The 16,776-nt window shown below is 65.8% G+C and carries 19 protein-coding genes and 1 pseudogene; 11 read left to right on the top strand and 9 right to left on the bottom strand.

Translation table 11 applies throughout. From position 1 onward, the window contains the following. Nucleotides 1-10: 10 nt before the first annotated feature. Nucleotides 11-832: an ammonia-dependent NAD(+) synthetase gene (gene nadE / locus M0654_RS12625; protein WP_248683411.1), complete on the bottom strand. Its 822-nt coding sequence runs from the start codon at nucleotides 830-832 to the stop codon at nucleotides 11-13. 93 nt (nucleotides 833-925) lie between these two features. Next, nucleotides 926-2,261: pseudogene (locus M0654_RS12620) on the bottom strand (Nramp family divalent metal transporter). Nucleotides 2,262-2,508: 247 nt separating this feature from the next. On the opposite strand from M0654_RS12620, the gene M0654_RS12615 reads away from it, so the two are divergent. Then, nucleotides 2,509-3,756, top strand: a complete 1,248-nt coding sequence (locus tag M0654_RS12615) for a DUF882 domain-containing protein (RefSeq protein ID WP_248683410.1) — start codon at nucleotides 2,509-2,511, stop codon at nucleotides 3,754-3,756. A gap of 3 nt (nucleotides 3,757-3,759) precedes the next feature. Here M0654_RS12615 and M0654_RS12610 read toward each other — a convergent pair whose 3' ends face one another. The 6 genes from M0654_RS12610 to M0654_RS12585 form a co-directional block, all read right to left on the bottom strand. Beyond that, nucleotides 3,760-4,125 carry a hypothetical protein gene (locus tag M0654_RS12610; RefSeq protein ID WP_248683409.1) on the bottom strand — a complete coding sequence of 122 codons (366 nt, stop codon included), beginning with the start codon at nucleotides 4,123-4,125 and terminating at the stop codon, nucleotides 3,760-3,762. A gap of 222 nt (nucleotides 4,126-4,347) precedes the next feature. After that, on the bottom strand, nucleotides 4,348-4,836 hold the full coding sequence (locus M0654_RS12605) for a copper chaperone PCu(A)C (protein ID WP_248683408.1): 489 nt from the start codon (nucleotides 4,834-4,836) through the stop codon (nucleotides 4,348-4,350). A gap of 26 nt (nucleotides 4,837-4,862) precedes the next feature. Further along, on the bottom strand, nucleotides 4,863-5,003 hold the full coding sequence (locus tag M0654_RS12600) for a hypothetical protein (protein WP_248683407.1): 141 nt from the start codon (nucleotides 5,001-5,003) through the stop codon (nucleotides 4,863-4,865). Continuing rightward, nucleotides 5,000-7,471, bottom strand: coding sequence for a heavy metal translocating P-type ATPase (locus tag M0654_RS12595; protein ID WP_248683406.1), 2,472 nt, complete (start codon nucleotides 7,469-7,471; stop codon nucleotides 5,000-5,002). The genes M0654_RS12600 and M0654_RS12595 overlap by 4 nt, the downstream gene beginning before the upstream one ends. 274 nt (nucleotides 7,472-7,745) lie before the next feature. Further along, entirely contained in the window at nucleotides 7,746-8,078 is a 333-nt protein-coding gene (locus tag M0654_RS12590) for a four-helix bundle copper-binding protein (protein WP_248683405.1), read from the bottom strand. Further along, nucleotides 8,078-8,497 carry a DUF305 domain-containing protein gene (locus M0654_RS12585; RefSeq protein WP_248683404.1) on the bottom strand — a complete coding sequence of 140 codons (420 nt, stop codon included), beginning with the start codon at nucleotides 8,495-8,497 and terminating at the stop codon, nucleotides 8,078-8,080. Before M0654_RS12585 ends, M0654_RS12590 begins: the two co-directional genes overlap by 1 nt. Before the next feature lie 596 nt (nucleotides 8,498-9,093). On the opposite strand from M0654_RS12585, the gene M0654_RS12580 reads away from it, so the two are divergent. From M0654_RS12580 to M0654_RS12550, 7 genes are all read left to right on the top strand, one after another. Further along, the gene (locus M0654_RS12580) at nucleotides 9,094-9,561 is read left to right on the top strand and encodes a hypothetical protein (protein WP_248683403.1); all 468 of its coding nucleotides are present in this window, start codon (nucleotides 9,094-9,096) and stop codon (nucleotides 9,559-9,561) included. Nucleotides 9,562-9,645: 84 nt separating this feature from the next. Further along, on the top strand, nucleotides 9,646-9,867 hold the full coding sequence (locus M0654_RS12575) for a hypothetical protein (RefSeq protein ID WP_248683402.1): 222 nt from the start codon (nucleotides 9,646-9,648) through the stop codon (nucleotides 9,865-9,867). Beyond that, nucleotides 9,867-11,333, top strand: a complete 1,467-nt coding sequence (locus M0654_RS12570) for a TolC family protein (protein WP_248683401.1) — start codon at nucleotides 9,867-9,869, stop codon at nucleotides 11,331-11,333. Before M0654_RS12575 ends, M0654_RS12570 begins: the two co-directional genes overlap by 1 nt. A 13-nt stretch (nucleotides 11,334-11,346) precedes the next feature. Beyond that, nucleotides 11,347-12,705, top strand: a complete 1,359-nt coding sequence (locus M0654_RS12565; protein ID WP_248683400.1) for a multicopper oxidase family protein — start codon at nucleotides 11,347-11,349, stop codon at nucleotides 12,703-12,705. A gap of 33 nt (nucleotides 12,706-12,738) precedes the next feature. Continuing rightward, nucleotides 12,739-13,218, top strand: coding sequence for a cupredoxin domain-containing protein (locus tag M0654_RS12560; RefSeq protein ID WP_248683399.1), 480 nt, complete (start codon nucleotides 12,739-12,741; stop codon nucleotides 13,216-13,218). Between the two features lie 24 nt (nucleotides 13,219-13,242). Continuing rightward, on the top strand, nucleotides 13,243-13,527 hold the full coding sequence (locus M0654_RS12555; RefSeq protein WP_248683398.1) for a copper-binding protein: 285 nt from the start codon (nucleotides 13,243-13,245) through the stop codon (nucleotides 13,525-13,527). A gap of 55 nt (nucleotides 13,528-13,582) precedes the next feature. Beyond that, nucleotides 13,583-14,032 (top strand): DUF411 domain-containing protein, encoded by a 450-nt coding sequence (locus M0654_RS12550; RefSeq protein ID WP_248683397.1) that lies wholly within the window; start codon nucleotides 13,583-13,585, stop codon nucleotides 14,030-14,032. Nucleotides 14,033-14,108: 76 nt separating this feature from the next. Here M0654_RS12550 and M0654_RS12545 read toward each other — a convergent pair whose 3' ends face one another. Next, complete coding sequence (locus M0654_RS12545) at nucleotides 14,109-14,513, bottom strand: MerR family DNA-binding protein (RefSeq protein WP_248683396.1); 405 nt, start codon at nucleotides 14,511-14,513, stop codon at nucleotides 14,109-14,111. 54 nt (nucleotides 14,514-14,567) lie between these two features. On the opposite strand from M0654_RS12545, the gene M0654_RS12540 reads away from it, so the two are divergent. The 3 genes from M0654_RS12540 (at nucleotide 14,568) to M0654_RS12530 (ending at nucleotide 16,704) form a co-directional block, all read left to right on the top strand. After that, nucleotides 14,568-15,347 carry a glutaredoxin family protein gene (locus M0654_RS12540; protein ID WP_248683395.1) on the top strand — a complete coding sequence of 260 codons (780 nt, stop codon included), beginning with the start codon at nucleotides 14,568-14,570 and terminating at the stop codon, nucleotides 15,345-15,347. 219 nt (nucleotides 15,348-15,566) lie between these two features. Continuing rightward, the gene (locus M0654_RS12535; RefSeq protein WP_248683394.1) at nucleotides 15,567-16,367 is read left to right on the top strand and encodes a TIGR02391 family protein; all 801 of its coding nucleotides are present in this window, start codon (nucleotides 15,567-15,569) and stop codon (nucleotides 16,365-16,367) included. A gap of 58 nt (nucleotides 16,368-16,425) precedes the next feature. Continuing rightward, nucleotides 16,426-16,704, top strand: coding sequence for a hypothetical protein (locus M0654_RS12530; protein ID WP_248683393.1), 279 nt, complete (start codon nucleotides 16,426-16,428; stop codon nucleotides 16,702-16,704). Nucleotides 16,705-16,776: the final 72 nt, after the last annotated feature.

Below are 16,776 nucleotides of genomic sequence, written 5' to 3'. Positions count from 1 at the left end.
GCGGCGCGCATCACGCCGATGGAGGGGCCGGGAGCGCCCGCTTGTGCGCGGTGGTCCGGAATGCGGACAGGATGCGCTGCAGGGCATCCTGTCCGATCCTCCTGCCTTCGAGGAAGTCGTCGATCTCGTCGTAGGTGACGCCATAGACGTCCTCGTCGGGCTTCAGGGGCGCGTCGGATTCGAGATCCGCCGTCGGCACCTTGAAGACGAGGTCTTCGGGAGCGCCCAGATGCCGAGCGAGCGCGCGGACCCGGCGCTTGTTGAGGCCTGCCAGGGGAACCACGTCCGCGGCACCGTCGCCGAACTTGGTGAAGAATCCCATCAGCGCCTCCGCGGCATGATCGGTGCCGATCACGAGACCCCTCGCGCCTCCCGCGATGGCGTATTGTGCTATCATGCGCTGGCGCGCCTTGATGTTCCCCAGGTGGAAGTGCATGCGCTCGCCCGAGACGAGATCGTCGGCCTCCCGCCGGACCTCCGCCATCATGGCATCGGCGGCGGGCTTTATGTCGACCGTCACCGTCCGGTCCGGCCCGATCACGTCGAGCGACCTGCGGGCGTCCGCCTCGTCCGCCTGAACACCGTAGGGAAGCCTCACGGCGATGAACTCGGCGTCGCAGCCGCGCTCTCGCAGCCGCAGCACGGCCCTCTGGGCAAGCATTCCCGCCGTGAGTGAATCGACGCCTCCGCTGATGCCGAGGACGAGCGCCCGCATCGACGAGGCCCGGACATAGTCTTCGAGGAAGGCGGTACGGCGGTCAGCTTCGGACTCTGCATCGAAACTTTCGGCAACGCCGAGCTCCCGGATGATGCGGGACTGTTCGTCAAGCATGTCTCACCTCCACTGCGAGCGACGGTGGAGAACGCACAGCCACTGCTTCCCGTTGCAGACTTCATCGACACGGATGCGGCCGACGCTTCTAGCTCACGACGAGAGGAAGTCCGACAGCAGCTTGACGTTCAGGAGGGCGATCACGATGGCGATGAACCATGCGGCTGCCCTGAGCCACAGCGGCGCTCTGAGATCACCCATCTTCATGCGGTCGGAGGTGAACATCACGAGCGGGAACACCGCGAAGGACAGCTGGAGGCTGAGGACGACCTGCGTCAGGATGAGGAGCTTTGCGGTGCCGCTGTCGCCGAACGCGATGGTCACGCCCGCAGCCGGGATGATGGCGATCGCGCGGGTGATCAGACGACGCAGCCAAGGAGCGAGCTGGATTTTCAGGAACCCTTCCATGACGATCTGCCCCGCGAGCGTCGCAGTGACCGTCGAGTTGATCCCGCAGCAGAGCAGCGCGATCCCGAACAGCGTTGGCGCGACCGCTAGGCCGAGGAGCGGAGCCAGAAGGCTGTGCGCCTCTCCAAGCTCGGCAACGCCTGTCTGCCCCGTCCGGTGGAAGGTGGCGGCTGCCAGTATGAGGATCGACGCGTTCACCAGCAGCGCGAACATCAGCGCGACCGTGGAGTCGATGGTCGCGAACCTGAGCGCCTCCCGCTTCTCGGCAGGCGTGTGGCCATAGGCGCGGGTCTGGACGATACCGGAGTGCAGATAGAGGTTGTGGGGCATGACGGTCGCGCCGAGAATGCCCAGTGCAAGATACAGCATGTCGGGGTTGGTGACGATCTCCGTCGTCGGCGCGAAGCCAAGGATGACCTGCCCCCAGTCCGGATCTGCGAGCGCTATCTGCACCGCGAAACACACCGCGATCACGCCCAGCAGGGTGATCACGAGCGCTTCGACCCAGCGGAACCCCAGCTTCTGGAGATAGAGGATCAGGAACACGTCGAGAGCCGTGATGATGACGCCCAGCTCCAGGGGGATGCCGAAGATGAGGTTGAGGCCGATCGCAGTTCCGATCACCTCGGCGATGTCGGTCGCGATGATCGCGATCTCGGCGAGCAGCCACAGGACGACCGCGATCGGCCTTGGAAAGGAATCACGGCAGGCTTGTGCGAGATCGCGCCCGGACGCGATCGCCAGCCGCGCAGAGCGACTGAAGGATGATCGCCATGATGTTGGAGACCAGCGCCACGGCGAGAAGCGCGTAGCCGAAGCGGGAACCTCCGGCAAGCGATGTCGCCCAGTTGCCCGGATCCATGTAGCCGACCGCCACGAGGTAGCCGGGTCCGAAGAAGGCGAGTGAACGTCGCAATGTGCTGGAGGCAGATGACACGGCGACGGATCGATGGACGTCCGAAAGAGACGCTTCTCCTGCGGTCCTGCGCCATCCCCCCAGTGGCTCGCGTATCATGTCCATCGCACCACTCCTGCCCCTTCCAGCTGCAATTGCAAATCATTCGCATATAGACGGCGGAATGGCAAGGCGGGGCATGTAGGGGTCTCCACCTGCATATTAGGACTTCGTTGACCATAATCCTGTCTACTGAAGCCACCGACCCGCTGCTCCGCATCCGCGGGTTCAGTCATTCTCAAGTAGCAAGCATGTCGTGCCGGAGTGTCCAGTGAAAGAGTGTTCGGGATCTGTCGCCCTCAAGGAAGCCGTGATGAGGCTGCAGGACTGCCTGCGTCGCGCCGCGGTTGCCGCCGCTGTCTCGCTCCCCCTCTTCGCTTCCTCCGCCAGTGTCGCCGCCGCCGAGGACCGGTCTCTCAAGCTGTTCTTCACGCACACGGGCGAACGCGCGACTATCACCTACAAGCGCGACGGCAGGTACGACTCCCGCGGCCTCGCCGAGATCAACCGCTTCCTGCGGGACTGGCGCAGGAACGAGCCTGCCCGGATGGACCCGCGGCTCCTCGATCTCGTGTGGGAGGTCTACGACAGGAGCGGTGCGAAGGACTACATCCACATCGTCTCCGCCTACCGCTCGCCCGCGACCAACAGCATGCTGCGGGGCCGCTCGCGCAGCACCGGGGTCGCGAAGAACAGCCAGCACATGCTCGGCAAGGCGATGGACTTCTACATCCCGGGCGTGAAGCTCGCCACGCTGCGGGCGCTCGCCATGCAGGCACAGGTCGGCGGCGTCGGCTACTACCCGACCTCCGGATCGCCGTTCGTCCACCTCGACGTAGGCAATGTGCGAGCATGGCCGAGGATGTCCCGACAGGAGCTTGCCCGCATCTTCCCCGACGGAAAGACCATGCACCTGCCTGCCGACGGACGGCCTCTGCCCGGCTACGACCAGGCGGTCGCGGACTACAGGCGGCGAGTGGGCCCGAAGTCGATCCTGATCGCCGCCGCCGCCGGAGAGGATGACGATGACGCCGCTCCGGCACCGGTCCGCGCAGGCCTCCTGACTGCAATGCTTCCCTCCAGGAAGAGCCGCGCCGAACAGGCGCTGGAACTGCAGACGACGCCTGGTGCCGCAGTGCCTCCGGCCAATGACCCCGGCTACGTGGACCTCGCCTCGCTTGCGGTGCCGGTCCCGGCCGTGCGCCCGTCCGCCGCGTTGCCAGAGGCCGCCATCGAGACGGCATCGCTGGGTCCCGTGCAAGCGGTACGCGAAGAGCCTGTCCAGCCCGCCGCGCTTCCTACCCTGAGGCAGGTTTCAGGGGGAATCGCCTTGCTGCCGATGACATCCGCCGAAACCGATTCCGAGGACGAGGCTGACGCAGAAGAGTCGCTGGTCTCCTGGGCACTATCCGCGCCCGACTCGCGGGGCATGATCGCGCCCGTCTTCGTGCGGCGTTCGCTTGCTGGAGCAGCCACGGCAAAGTCCGCCGATGTGGCGGAGGAGACGACAGCGCCGGAGACCTCGAAGTTCGATGCCTCGCGCTTCTGGGCCGACGGCTAGCCGTCAGGCGGCATCGCCGCGCCGCTTCAGCATCCCACGGCTGCGGCGCTCGCCGACCATCACGCGGCCGCCGCGGTACGGCTCGAACCCGCTCCTCCGGAGAGCTTCAGCCAGCGTCGGTGTATCCGCCTCGCGGAGGAGCCCCGCCAGGTCCGCGACCGAGATCAGCACGACGGCGTCGCCAGCCGCGCCCACGACCTGGGGAACGCCCGCGCAGGCGCGCGTGAGAGCTTCTTCGAGGCCGTCCGCCGCCCTGGACACCGTCATCGCTCCGCCCGCCTCCTCGGAAAGCGTGCGTGCGAGTGCGTCGGCGTATCCCTCGTCCGACGTGCAAATCCTGCTGATCTGCCTGAGAACGCGTGCATCCATGAGCGTCGGCTCCCTTTCGCGGACGTACGATAGCGCAGCCGCGCAGGCGTGCAAGCCTTCGAAATGATGAGGGCGCTCGACCTGTCGCCAGGGAGCGCCCTCATGACCCGGACGACGGCGAACGCGCGACCGAGAGCGGCGCAGCAGGCAATCATCGAGAACGGGTGGTGAGCCCTAGGTGGGATGCGGCGGACGAGGTTTCAAGATCTGCCAGATGCCGATCTACGGCTTCGCGTGACCGCTGTGATCCTCCGGACCAGCAGGCTGCGGCGGCTTCCCCTGGACGACGAATTCAACCTCGACCGGTCCCGCCTTCTCGAACTGCAGGGTCGCCTTGAAACTGCCGCCCTCCGGCGGACGCATCTTCGGCCCCACGAGCATGATGTGCGTCCCGCCGGGCTGGAGGCTGACGGTCCCACCTGCGGGGATCTCGATCCCCTGCCGGGCCGGACGCATCCGCGCGACGCCGTCCACCAGCGACGACTCGTGCAGCTCCAGCCGCTCCGCTGCGGGAGTGCTGCCGCCGAGGAGACGGTCGCCCTCTGTTCCCGAGTTGACGATGGTCAGGTAGCCGCCGAGCACCGGAGCGACCGGGGGAGCCTTGGCCGACCACGGGTGCTTCAGCTCGAGGGTGCCGACCTTGAAGTCGTGTGCTGTGGCGCTGGCCAGCGGCAGCGCGAGCAAGGCTGACGCGACGGCCAGGCGAATCATTCCTGTTCTCATATCTACTCCATAGCTCAAGGTCGCTGGCCCGGCGCGTAGCCGAACAGCTCCATCGGGTTCCAGACCGCCAGCACGCCGATCATGCTGAAGACGATCGACGTGGCGACAGACAGGAGAAGCACACCGAAAACGATCTTTCTGCTGGATGGCTTCATCGGATCGGCCTCAGCAGGCGGAGCGCGTTCATCGTGACCAGAACCGTCGCGCCCGTGTCGGCGAGTATCGCTGGCCAGAGCCCGGTGACACCGATGACCGTGGTGATCAGGAAGACAGCCTTGAGGCCGAGCGCGATCCCGATGTTCTGGAAGATGTTGCGCATCGTCCTCTTCGAGAGGTCGACCATGAGCGCGACGTCTCCGACACGGCCATGGAGCACGGCGGCGTCGGCGGTCTCGAGCGCGACGTCCGTTCCGCCGCCCATGGCGATCCCGACATCGGCCGCGGCGAGAGCTGGCGCATCATTGATCCCGTCGCCGATCTTGCCGACGACGAAGCCTTCCTTCTTCAGCTCGCCGACGATCCGCTGCTTGTCCTCCGGCATCAGCTCGGCCCGGACCTCGATGCCGAGCGCGGCTCCGACGGCCTTCGCCGTGCGGCTGTTGTCGCCCGTCAGCATGACGGTCCGGATCCCGGCGTCGGTCAGCGCCTTCAGTCCCTGGACGGCGTCGCCCCTCGGCTCGTCGCGCATGGCGATCGCACCTGCGAGGACATCGCCGATGACAAGGACGGAGACGGTCTTGCCCTCGTCGTTGAGGGCGGTGATTCTCCGAGAATGCGCCATCGGAATGGCGACCCGTTCGGCGGCGGCCTTGGGGGAGCCGAGGAAGACCTCGACGCCGTCCACCACGGCTGTCACGCCCCTGCCCCCCAGCGCCTTCGCACCGGTCGCGGCCGGAGGCTCGATCCCGTCCTCCAAGGACTTGTCCAGGATCGCAAGCGCCAGCGGGTGGCTGGATCCCGCCTCGAGCGCAGCGGCGATCCCGAGCACCTCCGGCACGCCGCGGCCGAATGGAACCACATCGGTTACCTTTGGCCTGCCTTCGGTGAGGGTGCCCGTCTTGTCGAACGCGATCGCGGTCAACTTGCCGAGGCCTTCGAGAACCGCCCCGCCCTTCATGAGCAGGCCGCGGCGCGCTCCCGACGACAGCGATGCGGCAATGGCCGCAGGCGTCGAGATGACGAGTGCGCAGGGGCAGCCAATGAGGAGGATGGCGAGGCCCTTGTAGACCCACTCGCTCCAGTCGCCACCCGCCAGCAGCGGCGGAACGATGGCGACAAGCGCGGCGACGGCCACGACGCCGGGGGTGTAGTAGCGCGAGAAGCGGTCGATGAACCGCTCGGTCGGAGCCTTCGATTCCTGCGCCTCCTCGACGAGCCTGACAACGCGGGCGATCGTGTTGTCCTGTGCCGCCGCCGTCACCCGCACCCGCAGGGCGGCGTCGCCGTTGACGGTGCCTGCGAAGACGGGGTCGTCGGCAACCTTGCGCACCGGGACGCTCTCGCCCGTCACCGGAGACTCGTCGACCGACCCCTCGCCCGCGACGACGACGCCATCGGCGGAGATGCGGTCGCCGGGGCGCACGAGAATGACGGAGCCGACCGCCAGCGTCTCTGCCGGAACCTCCCGTGTCTTGCCGCTCTCTTCGAGAAGCGCCGTCTTCGGTACCAGAGCGGTCAGAGACCTGATGCTGTCGCGAGCCTTTCCCGCGGCGACGCCCTCGAGCAGCTCGCCGACGAGGAACAGGAAGACGACAGCGGCCGCCTCCTCGGTCGCGTCGATGACAAGCGCGCCGACGGCCGCGATCGTCATGAGCATCTCGATCGAGAACGGGGTGCCAGCAAGCGCGGCCATCACGGCACGGCGGGCGATCGGCACCAGACCGATCAGCATGGCGACGATGAAGGAGTAGGTCTCGATGGCAGGAAAAAGGTGGCCGATCCCGTAGGCGACGGCGAGCGCGGCTCCTGCGAAGATCGTGAGGCGGCCCTTCCGGCTGCGCCACCAGGGACCATCGGTGGGGCCATGGTCGTGACCGTGAAGGCCCTCGGTTCCGGCACCGGAAGCGTCGGATGCGTGGGCGTGAGCGTGCGAATGATCATGGTCGTGGCCGGAGTGATCGTGCGTCGGAGCCGGAACAGCCTTCGTCCTGACGATCGGCGCGACTGAGAAGCCGAGCGCCGCGACCTGCTTCTCGACGGCGGAGAGATCGGCTTCGGGCGAATGCCGCACGGTCATCGTGCCAGCGGTCACGGAGACGCTGACGTCGTCGACGCCCGGAAGGCGGCGCACGGCGGTGTCTATCTTGCTCGCACAGGAGGCGCAGTCCATTCCCCCCACCCGGAACCGGGCCTGCCCCTCGCTGGCGGCCGTCGCGGCAGCCGCAACCGCCGGAATCGGTTTGGGAGCGATCCGGCTCGCCTTGTAGCCCAGTCCGGAGAGCTTCCTCCCCATCGCCTCGAGATCGGTGGTGCCGTCATGGCTGACCGTCATGGTTCCCGCCGAGACCGAAACCGCCACGTCGGAGACGCCGGGCATGCGCCTGACGGCGGTGTCGATCTTGCTCGCGCAGGAAGCGCAGTCCATTCCGTCCACGCGGAACCTCGTCTGCATCGGTTCGCTCATCACAGTATCCTCGTGCTGTCCATGAGCACGGTGTACGACCTCTAGTAGCTAGAGGTGCAAGAGGAAAAACGGCGGGAGAAGAGGATCAGAGGGGTCGGACCCGATGTTCTGCAAATATACGCGACTACGGACGGGTCGGCCTGATCGCGGCCCTGTTTGAGTCTGACTGATACCCCCTATAGCCGATCGGTGGTAAGGGCGAAGTTGACCTCGAGTTATCACCGTCCGGTTATGTTGGGCGCACCCGATCCAAGAACCGGGTGCGCCCTGATCTTCAGGCCGCCATCTTCTCGCAGCTGTCGGCGCACTTCCTGCAGGCGTCGACGCAGCTCTGCATGTCGCCGACGCGCTCGCAGTCGTCCGCGCACTGGCGGCAGATCTCCGCGCATTCCCTGCAGGTGTGCCTGTGATGCTCGGTGCCGATCAGCATGAAGTGCGCCGACGTCCGGCACATCTCCGCGCAGGCCATCATCAGCTTGAAGTGCTTCGGCTCCGTGTGCTGGCCGCCCGCCTCCAGGCAGTGGCCCATCGCCATCGACAGGCACTCGCTGTAGCAGGCGAGGCAGTTGTCGATGCACTCCTTCATCTCGGAGGACATGTGATGCATCACTTGACCTCCTTCTCGACCCAGGCGGTGAGTTCCCTGATCTCCTTGGTCTGGTCGTCGATGATCTTCTGCGCCTTCGCCTTGGCCTCGGCATTGTCGCCGTGCTTCAGCTCGACCTCGGCCATGCTGATCGCGCCCATGTGGTGGGCGATCATCCCGCATGCGAACGCGACATCCGCGTCCTTCTTCATCATTCCCTGCATCATGTTCATGTTCATGGCCTTCATGCCGTCCATCGATTCCTTCTGATGGTCGGTCATGCCGGTCATGGCATGACCCTGCATGGCCATGTCTCCGCCCGAGGACATCTCCGACTTGCACTTGTCGGGATACGCCATCTGCGCGGCCGCCGGGGAAGCGGCGGCGAATGACATGGCGAATGCGGTGCCCAGCGCGAGGGCGATGGTGTTCGTTCTCATCTTCGTTACTCCTCTGAATGAAAGCTATGGCGTGTTCAGGCGCTTCCATTTCGTGGAGGAGGATCGATATCCCGTACGAGCAGCAGCGGGGTCGCAGCGACGATGAGGTCCGGTGAAGGCAGCGCGGCACCGTCACTCCGCTTCACGGCCGGAAGCATCGGAACCAGAGGGCAGCACTGCATGCCCGCGCAGCATCCTGGAGCCGGAACTCCGCTCTTCACGCCTTCGTGAGGATGGGCAGGATCATGCCGCCCGACGCACTGATGCGCCGACATCGCTCCCGCAGGCGAAAACGCGGCCGCGAAGGTCATCGCGAGGATGGCGATGATCGCGCAGACAAAAGTTCGCAGGCGGCGTGTCGACGGCATGGACGGCTCCTGCGACAACAACAGACGGCGGTGCCGATGGTTCCGCAGGCCTGATGAACGTCGTGTGACGCGGATGCAGCATCATCCGGCGATGAGTGTTGTGTCAGCAGACGCCTCGTGAATCTTTCGCTTGACCTTCCCCCTGTGGGAAGCCCTAGCACCGTTCCCGTGGCAAGTCCCCGGCAAGGTCGATTCGCCATCCTCATTTCCGCCGCAAGAATCGGCGACGTGACAGATCGTGGGATCGGTGGCATCCTCTGGAGCATGGACATAGCGGTGCGCAACCTGGTGAGCAGGATGATGGTGTTCTTCCGTCTGGCGATCGTCGTATCGCTGGTCGGCTACACCGTGCCCAACGCCACCGCCGCAATGCATGGCTCCGCCTTCGCGGAAATCGAGGTCTCGGCTCCGGTCGATCATCACGGCGACGGCGACGCCGATTCCCACGGAACGGCGGACAAGCAGGCCGATGCGGGCCATCACGGCGGCGGCGGCCATCATGACAGGGACGGCAGCATGTCCGGCAAGCAGGTCCAGAAGGACTGCTGCCAGGACTTCTGCTTCAGCGTCGCCCTTCCGTCTCCGTACCAGGCCTTCGAGCCTGTGACAGTCGCCACGCCGCTGCGCGTGTTCGACGACAGCCGCGTGCACGGCACCCGGCCGAGCCTCCACAGGCCGCCCAACATCCGAGTCTGAGCGCCCGCCAGGGCGGGTTTTGCCGCGACTCCGCGCCCGCGAGGGCTGTGAGCGCGAATGCGATCTCATTCTCGGATACTGACCATGAAACCATCAATCCTGGTGGCCGCACTGCCGCTCCTTGCGAGCGGATGCGCCTCCGCGCTTCCCGAAGTCGTCGACAACGGCTCCAGTCCTGACACCGTGCGGGCGGCCCCCGTCCGCTACCAGAACCCGGTCGGCGGCTACACCCACCGCATTCCCGTGGATCCGAAGCCGTGGCGGGGCCTCAACGACGCCCAGGCTCCGAAGAAGGAAGGTGCGTGATGGCGCTCGCGAAGACGAAGCTCCTCTCCGCAGCCCTCCTCCCCCTGCTCCTGGCAGGCTGCACCACCGACTATGCCGCCAGGGACGCCGGGTTCGTGAACACGTCCCTCAAGAGTTCGCAGGCGACAGGCAAGCAGACGGTCTGGATCCAGAACCAGCAGCAGGCGGCGGAGGCCCGCGCCCGCGTGAAGGCGCTGATGGCGAAGAAGACCATCGACGTCGAGACGGCCGTCCAGGTGGCGCTCCTGAACAACAGGGGCCTCCAAGCCGCCTATGCCGATCTCGGGGACAGCGCCGCGGACGCATGGCAGACGCAGCTCTCCGTGTTCCCGACCTTCTCCGTCGGCCTCTCCGGCATCGGCACTCCCGGCCTCGAGGCCTATCGGGTCATCGAAGGCGCGATCGCGGCGAACATCCTCGCGCTCGCGACCTATGACCGCAACATCAAGCTTGCGGACACGCGCTTCCGGCAGGCCCAGCTCAACGCCGCGCTGGTCACGATCTCGCTTGCCGCCGAGACGCGCCGGGCGTGGATCAATGCCGTCGCCGCATGGGAGAACGTTGCCTACCTCAACCAGGCGAAGGCGGCGGCCGACGCTGCGTCCGAGCTTGCGAAGAAGATCGGCGAGGCGGGATCGATGCCGAAAGCCGACCAGGCGCGCGAGCACGTCTTCTATGCGGAGCTGACCGGGGAGACCGCCAAGGCACGACTGGCGGCCAAGCTGGCGAAGGAGGAGCTTGTCCGCCTGATGGGCTTGTCCGGATCCGACGTCGAGTTCCAGATCCCGAACCGCCTGCCGAACCTGCCCAGGGCGCTGATCAGGCGCGACGACATCGAGGCCGAGGCGATCGGCAAGCGCATGGACCTGCAGGTGGCGCGCCTGGAGCTGCAGGCGACCGCGCAGTCGTACAAGCTCGAGAACGCGACCCGCATCGTCACCGACATCGAGCTTGTGGGCACCTGGGAGAAGGAACGCGAGCGGGAGGAGGACGGGCGGATCGTCTCCGACATCTCCCGGACCGGATCGCTCGAGTTCACCATCCCGATCTTCGACTCCGGCCAGGCGCGCCTGCGCAAGGGCGAGCTCGCCTACATGAGGGCCGCCAACCAGCTCGCCGAGCTGGCGGTCAACGTTCGGTCGGAAGCGAGGTCGGCGTATGTCTCCTACAGGTCGAACTACGACATCGCCCGCCACTACCGCAACAACGTCCTGCCGCTGCGCAACACGATCGAGGAGCAGTCGCTCCTCACCTACAACGGCATGATCACCAGCACCTTCGAGCTGATCGCGGACACCCGCGAGAAGATCGATTCCACCATCCTCGCGGTCAACGCCAAGCGCGACTTCTGGCTCGCCGAAGCGAACCTCGCCCCCGTCGTCTACGGCGGAAGCGCTGGCTCGGGATCGGCGGCAGCGGAGACCGAGGTCGCATCGGCCGAAGCAGCCCCGGCAGGCGGCCATTAGAAAGGACACGAGCATGTTCAGCAGAAGACAGCTTCTCGGAGCGGGCGCGGCTGGTGCCGCCCTCGTCTCCTCCAACTCCTGGTCCCAGACCTCGAACATGGGGCTTCCCGAAGCCGCCCTCATGGATTCCGCGGCGACGCAGACCCCGGTCCGGCCGTCGGTCGGCCCCGACTACAATCCCGTGGTCACCCTCAACGGCTGGACGCTGCCGTTCCGGATGAACAACGGCGTCAAGGAGTTCCACCTCGTCGCCGAACCCGTTGAGCGGGAGATGGCGGAGGGTATGACCGCCTACCTCTGGGGCTACAACGGGCAGTCACCGGGACCGACCATCGAGGCGGTCGAGGGCGACAGGGTGCGCATCTTCGTCACCAACAAGCTGCCGGAGCACACGACCGTCCACTGGCACGGCATGATCCTGCCGTCGGGCATGGACGGCGTCGGCGGCCTGTCCCAGCCGCACATCCCGGTCGGCAAGACATTCGTCTACGAGTTCGACCTCGTGAAGTCGGGCACCTTCATGTACCACCCGCACGCGGACGAGATGGTCCAGATGGCGATGGGCATGATGGGCTTCTTCGTGGTCCACCCCAAGGACCCGAAGTTCATGCCGGTCGACCGCGACTTCGTCTTCCTGCTGAGCGCCTACGACATCGATCCCGGCACCTACGTGCCGCGTGTCATGGAGATGACCGACTTCAACCTGTGGACCTGGAACAGCCGGGTCTTCCCCGGCATCGATCCTCTTGTGGTCTCGAAGGACGACAGGGTGCGCGTTCGGGTCGGCAACCTGACGATGACCAACCATCCGATCCACATGCATGGCTACGACTTCGAGGTGACCTGCACGGACGGCGGCTGGGTACGTCCGGAGGCGCGCTGGCCGGAGGTCTCAATCGACCTCCCCGTCGGGGCCATGCGCGCCTACGAGTTCGACGCGAAGTACGTCGGCGACTGGGCCATCCACTGCCACAAGTCGCACCACACGATGAACGCGATGGGCCACGACATCCCGACCTTCATCGGCGTCGACAAGAAGGAGGTCGCCAAGAAGATCCGCAAGTTCCGCCCGGAATACATGCCGATGGGCACCGCCGGGATGGCCGACATGGGCGAGATGTCGATGGAGATCCCGGAGAACACCGTACCCATGATGACGGGATGGGGTCCGCACGGCCCCATCGAGATGGGCGGCATGTTCTCCGTGGTGAAGGTCCGCGAGGGCATCTCCGCGGGCGATTACAAGGATCCGGGCTGGTACGAGAACCCGCCCGGCACGCAGGCCTGGGAGTGGACGGGAAGCCTTCCCGAAGCGCCCAAGGCCAAGGACGCGAAGACCCAGACCCCTTCCAAGCATTCCAACCACGGCTGACCGCAGGTCTCCGCACACGTAGAGGAAAACGACATGAGAAACGCAATCATCGGCCTTGCTCTGGCAGCACTGGCGACCCCGGCCCTCGCCTCCGGCAATCATGCGGGAGGTCACGGCGAACCAATGGCCGTCGGCGAACCCGGCGAGAAGTCCAAGGTCACCCAGACCATCCGGATCAGCATGAAGGAGACGCCGGACGGCAGGATGATCTTCACCCCCAGCAGCTTCAAGGTCCGCAAGGGCCAGACCATCCGCTTCACCGTGAAGAACGACGGCGAACTCGATCACGAGTTCGTCCTCGACCGCGAGGACAAGGTCATGGAGCACAAGGCGGTCATGGAGAAGTTCCCGGAGATGGAGCACGACGACCCGAACGCGATCCGGCTGGCACCGGGCAAGAGCGGCGAGATTGTCTGGAAGTTCACCAACGACGGCGTCTTCAAGGTCGCCTGCCTCATTCCCGGCCACTACGACGCCGGGATGCACGGCGACGTCACCGTTGCAAACAAGTAATCCCACAGCACGAAGGAGAACGTCATGAAGAACACCATCAGGATCGCGCTCGCCGCCGCCGTCGCCCTCTCTTCGACAACGGGCCTGTTCGCTCAGGAGTTCACGAGCGGCACCGTGAAGAAGGTCGACACGAAGGCGAAGAAGGTCACGCTCATCCACGAGGAACTGAAGAGCCTCGACATGCCCGCCATGACGATGGTCTTCACGGTGGAGGACGCCGCCCTCCTCGCCAAGCTCAAGGAAGGCGCGAAGGTGCAGTTCGTCGCCGAGCGGAAGAACGGCAAGCTCACGGTCACCCAGGTGAAGTGACATGATCCGGCCGCTCCGCACGAATCCGGAGCGGCCTCTTCCACGGAGACACAAGATGAAACGCAGACAGTTGATATGCCTGGCGGTGGCCGCCGCGGTGTTGCCCGCCGCCGCTTCCGCCCAGGATGCGGCGATGACGGTCCACAAGGATCCATACTGCGGATGCTGCGGAGCCTGGGCGAGCGCGTACCGGATGGCGGGTTACAAAGTCGAGGCACGCGACGAGGAGGACATGGACGCCTTCAAGGCGCGCCTGAAGGTGCCGAAGGAGGTTCACGGTTGCCATACCGGAGTCGTCGACGGCTACTACCTCGAAGGCCATGTTCCGCTCGAGGCCGCGGAGAAGCTGCTCCGGGAGCGTCCGGCCCTTGCGGGCCTCGCCGTCGCCGGGATGCCGAAGGGATCGCTTGGAATGGGCACGGATCCCGAGGCCTCGTACGACGTGATGGCGGTGCCGCGCGACGGTTCGACGCCCTACGTCTACATGGCGGTCCGGCCGTCGTGACCGAGCCCAGAGGGCCGTGGGCGAGCGCGTGGCCCTGCTCCGCAGGACCCCGGCACCACACGATGTTATCCAGAAGTCAGACCCCGAAGGACGTGAGGATCGGGCACGGCCCCTTCCGGCCTGTAGCGCATTCGCCCACCAGCCGCTCGAGCGACTGCCGCGCTGCCTGAAGTTCCGCGATCCTGGCGTCCAGGGCCTCGAGCCTGGCCTTGGCGAGCCTCCGCGCAGCTGCCCGGTCGTCGCCCGAGTCGAGCTCGAGCAGCTGCGCGATCTCGTCCAGGGTGAATCCCGCCCTCTGGGCCTGCCGGATGAACTTCAGGCGGCGCAGGGCTCCGGCATCGTACGTCCGGACGCTACCGTGTCCGGGGGGCGTCGGAAGAAGACCCCGCCGCTGGTAGAAGCGGATCGTCTCGACGCCCACGTTTCCTGCCTTCGCAAACTTTCCGATCGTCATGTCCATGGGGTCTTGACTCCGTACCATGGTACGGAAGGTATGGTCCTGCCATCGGTTTCACAAGACATCAGGAGACGTGAAATGCTGGACACGGTTCAGAACACGAAGAAGGCCGTCATCCACCGCATGGGGATGCCAGGCCACACCTGCCCCTACGGGCTGAAGGCCAAGCATCTTCTCGAGCGGGCCGGATACGACGTCGAGGACCGCCATCTGACCACGCGCGAGGAGACGGACGCGTTCAAGAGGGAGCATGGTGTCGCAACGACGCCGCAGATCTTCATCGGCACCGACCGGATCGGCGGCCATGACAACCTGCGCAGGTTCCTTGGAAAGAAGGTCGCCGATCCCAAGGCGATCACCTACCGCCCGGTAGCCGTCCTGTTCTCGATGACCGCGCTCACCGCCATGGCCGCGAGCTACGCCGTCTCCGGAGACGCCTTCACGCTTCGCGCCGCGGAGTGGTTCATCGCCTTCTCGATGGTCGTTCTCTCCCTGCTCAAGCTCCAGAACGTCGAGAGCTTCGCCACGATGTTCCTGAACTACGACCTGCTTGCAAAGCGCTGGGTGCCGTACGGCTACATCTATCCCTACGCCGAAGGCCTCGCCGGGATTCTCATGGTGGCGGGAGCGCTGGACTGGATCTCGGTCCCTGTCGCACTCTTCATCGGCACGATCGGCGCGGTCTCCGTCTTCAAGGCCGTCTACATCGACAGGCGCGAGCTCAAGTGCGCATGCGTGGGAGGCTCCAGCAACGTCCCCCTCGGCTTCATCTCCCTGACGGAGAACCTGATGATGATCGCCATGGCCGCGTGGATGGCGGCGGTGTCCCTGGGGTTCGTCGGAAGGCACGCGATGTAGCGCCACGGCACCTTGCTACAAGTCTGCCAAACTTGTAGCAAGGCTGCCAGCTCTGATCCGGGACGGAAGAACACATCCGACTGCGGCACGGCCGGAGCGCCTCGGCGGCGTGGCGAACGCACCTGCTCCACGACTTCCAGCTCGTGGGACACGGCTGCCGGATCGTCGTTCACCATGGCCAGAAAATGCTTGCGGGGGGCACGCGGAAGGAACCGTCAGATGGCAGTGTTCAGCCAGCCACAGCTCGAGGCGATCGCCGACGCGCTGGGACATTCCGAGGAAGGCCTGACGGGGAGCCAGATAGGCCAGATGCTGGCCCTGACGGGGATCGTGGACACTGATCCGTCGATGACCAAGAGGAAGCGCCTGTTCAACGCCTTCGCAGCCAGCCAGGCTGCCCGGCGCGACAGGAAGTACATCATCGCCTTCATCCGCAAGACGATGAACCCCGCCAGGTTCGCCCGCGAACCCCACCGCTTCGAGCCGATGCGGGCGAACCTCAACCGCGCCCTCGCCTTCTGCGGACTTGCGCTCGACGAGAGCGGGAAGCTCTTTGCCACGGAAGCCGCCTCGACCCTCAGCGAGGCCGCGCGGCGAGCGCAGGAGCTGCGGAGCGATCTCAAGACGCGCGGCATCCATCCGGACGTGCTGAGGTTCTGCCGCGAGGAGCTTCTCGCCGACAACTACTTCCACGCGGTCCTCGAGGCCGTGAAGAGCGTGGCCGAGAAGATCCGGGAGAGGACGGGTCTCGCGGACGACGGTGCCGCGCTGGTCGACCGCGTCTTCGGCGGGAGTCCCCCCATGCTTGCGATCAACAGCCTGCTGACGGAAAGCGAGCGGAGCGAGCAGAAGGGTTTCGCCAACCTTTTGAAGGGGACGTTCGGAATGTTCCGGAATACGACTGCGCACGCAGCCAAGGTCAACTGGAGCATGTCGAAGGATGATGCCGAGGATCTGTTCTCGCTGGTCTCGCTGATCCACAGGAGGATCGACGCCGCATCCATGCCATCAAGGGTCTGACGCCGCTTCTCGGTTGCAGGCTGGTCGCGCAAGCTTGCCCGATGCAGGAGGAGCAAGCATGGCCATGGACGCGCAGCAACTCGAGGACGCACTGTACGAGGTGCAGAATTTCGGATGGATGCTGGCGGTGAACAATGTCCTCGTGACCCGCGCGCTTGCGTCCACCGCGCTCGATCGGACGCGGCTGCAGACCTTCGCCGCGGGTCACGAGGACATCCGCAAGGCCGTCGCCGAGATCAAGGCGTCGATCAGCCGGGATGCAGAGGCGCTGCAGTCGCTGGTGGATGCTCTGTTCGGCCGCGATCCGGTCGACCGGTCGCTCGGCGAGGACAGCTGACGGCGGCTGCGGCGCGGCGCTGAAGGGGCGGAAGCCGCAGCGGCGGCCGGAGCTTCCGCCCTGCCGGATGCA

The sequence above is a fragment of the Neorhizobium turbinariae genome (assembly GCF_023223505.1).
GTDB classification, from domain to species: Bacteria; Pseudomonadota; Alphaproteobacteria; order Rhizobiales; family Rhizobiaceae; genus Neorhizobium; species Neorhizobium turbinariae.
This window is presented reverse-complemented; position numbering and strand designations above follow the sequence as displayed.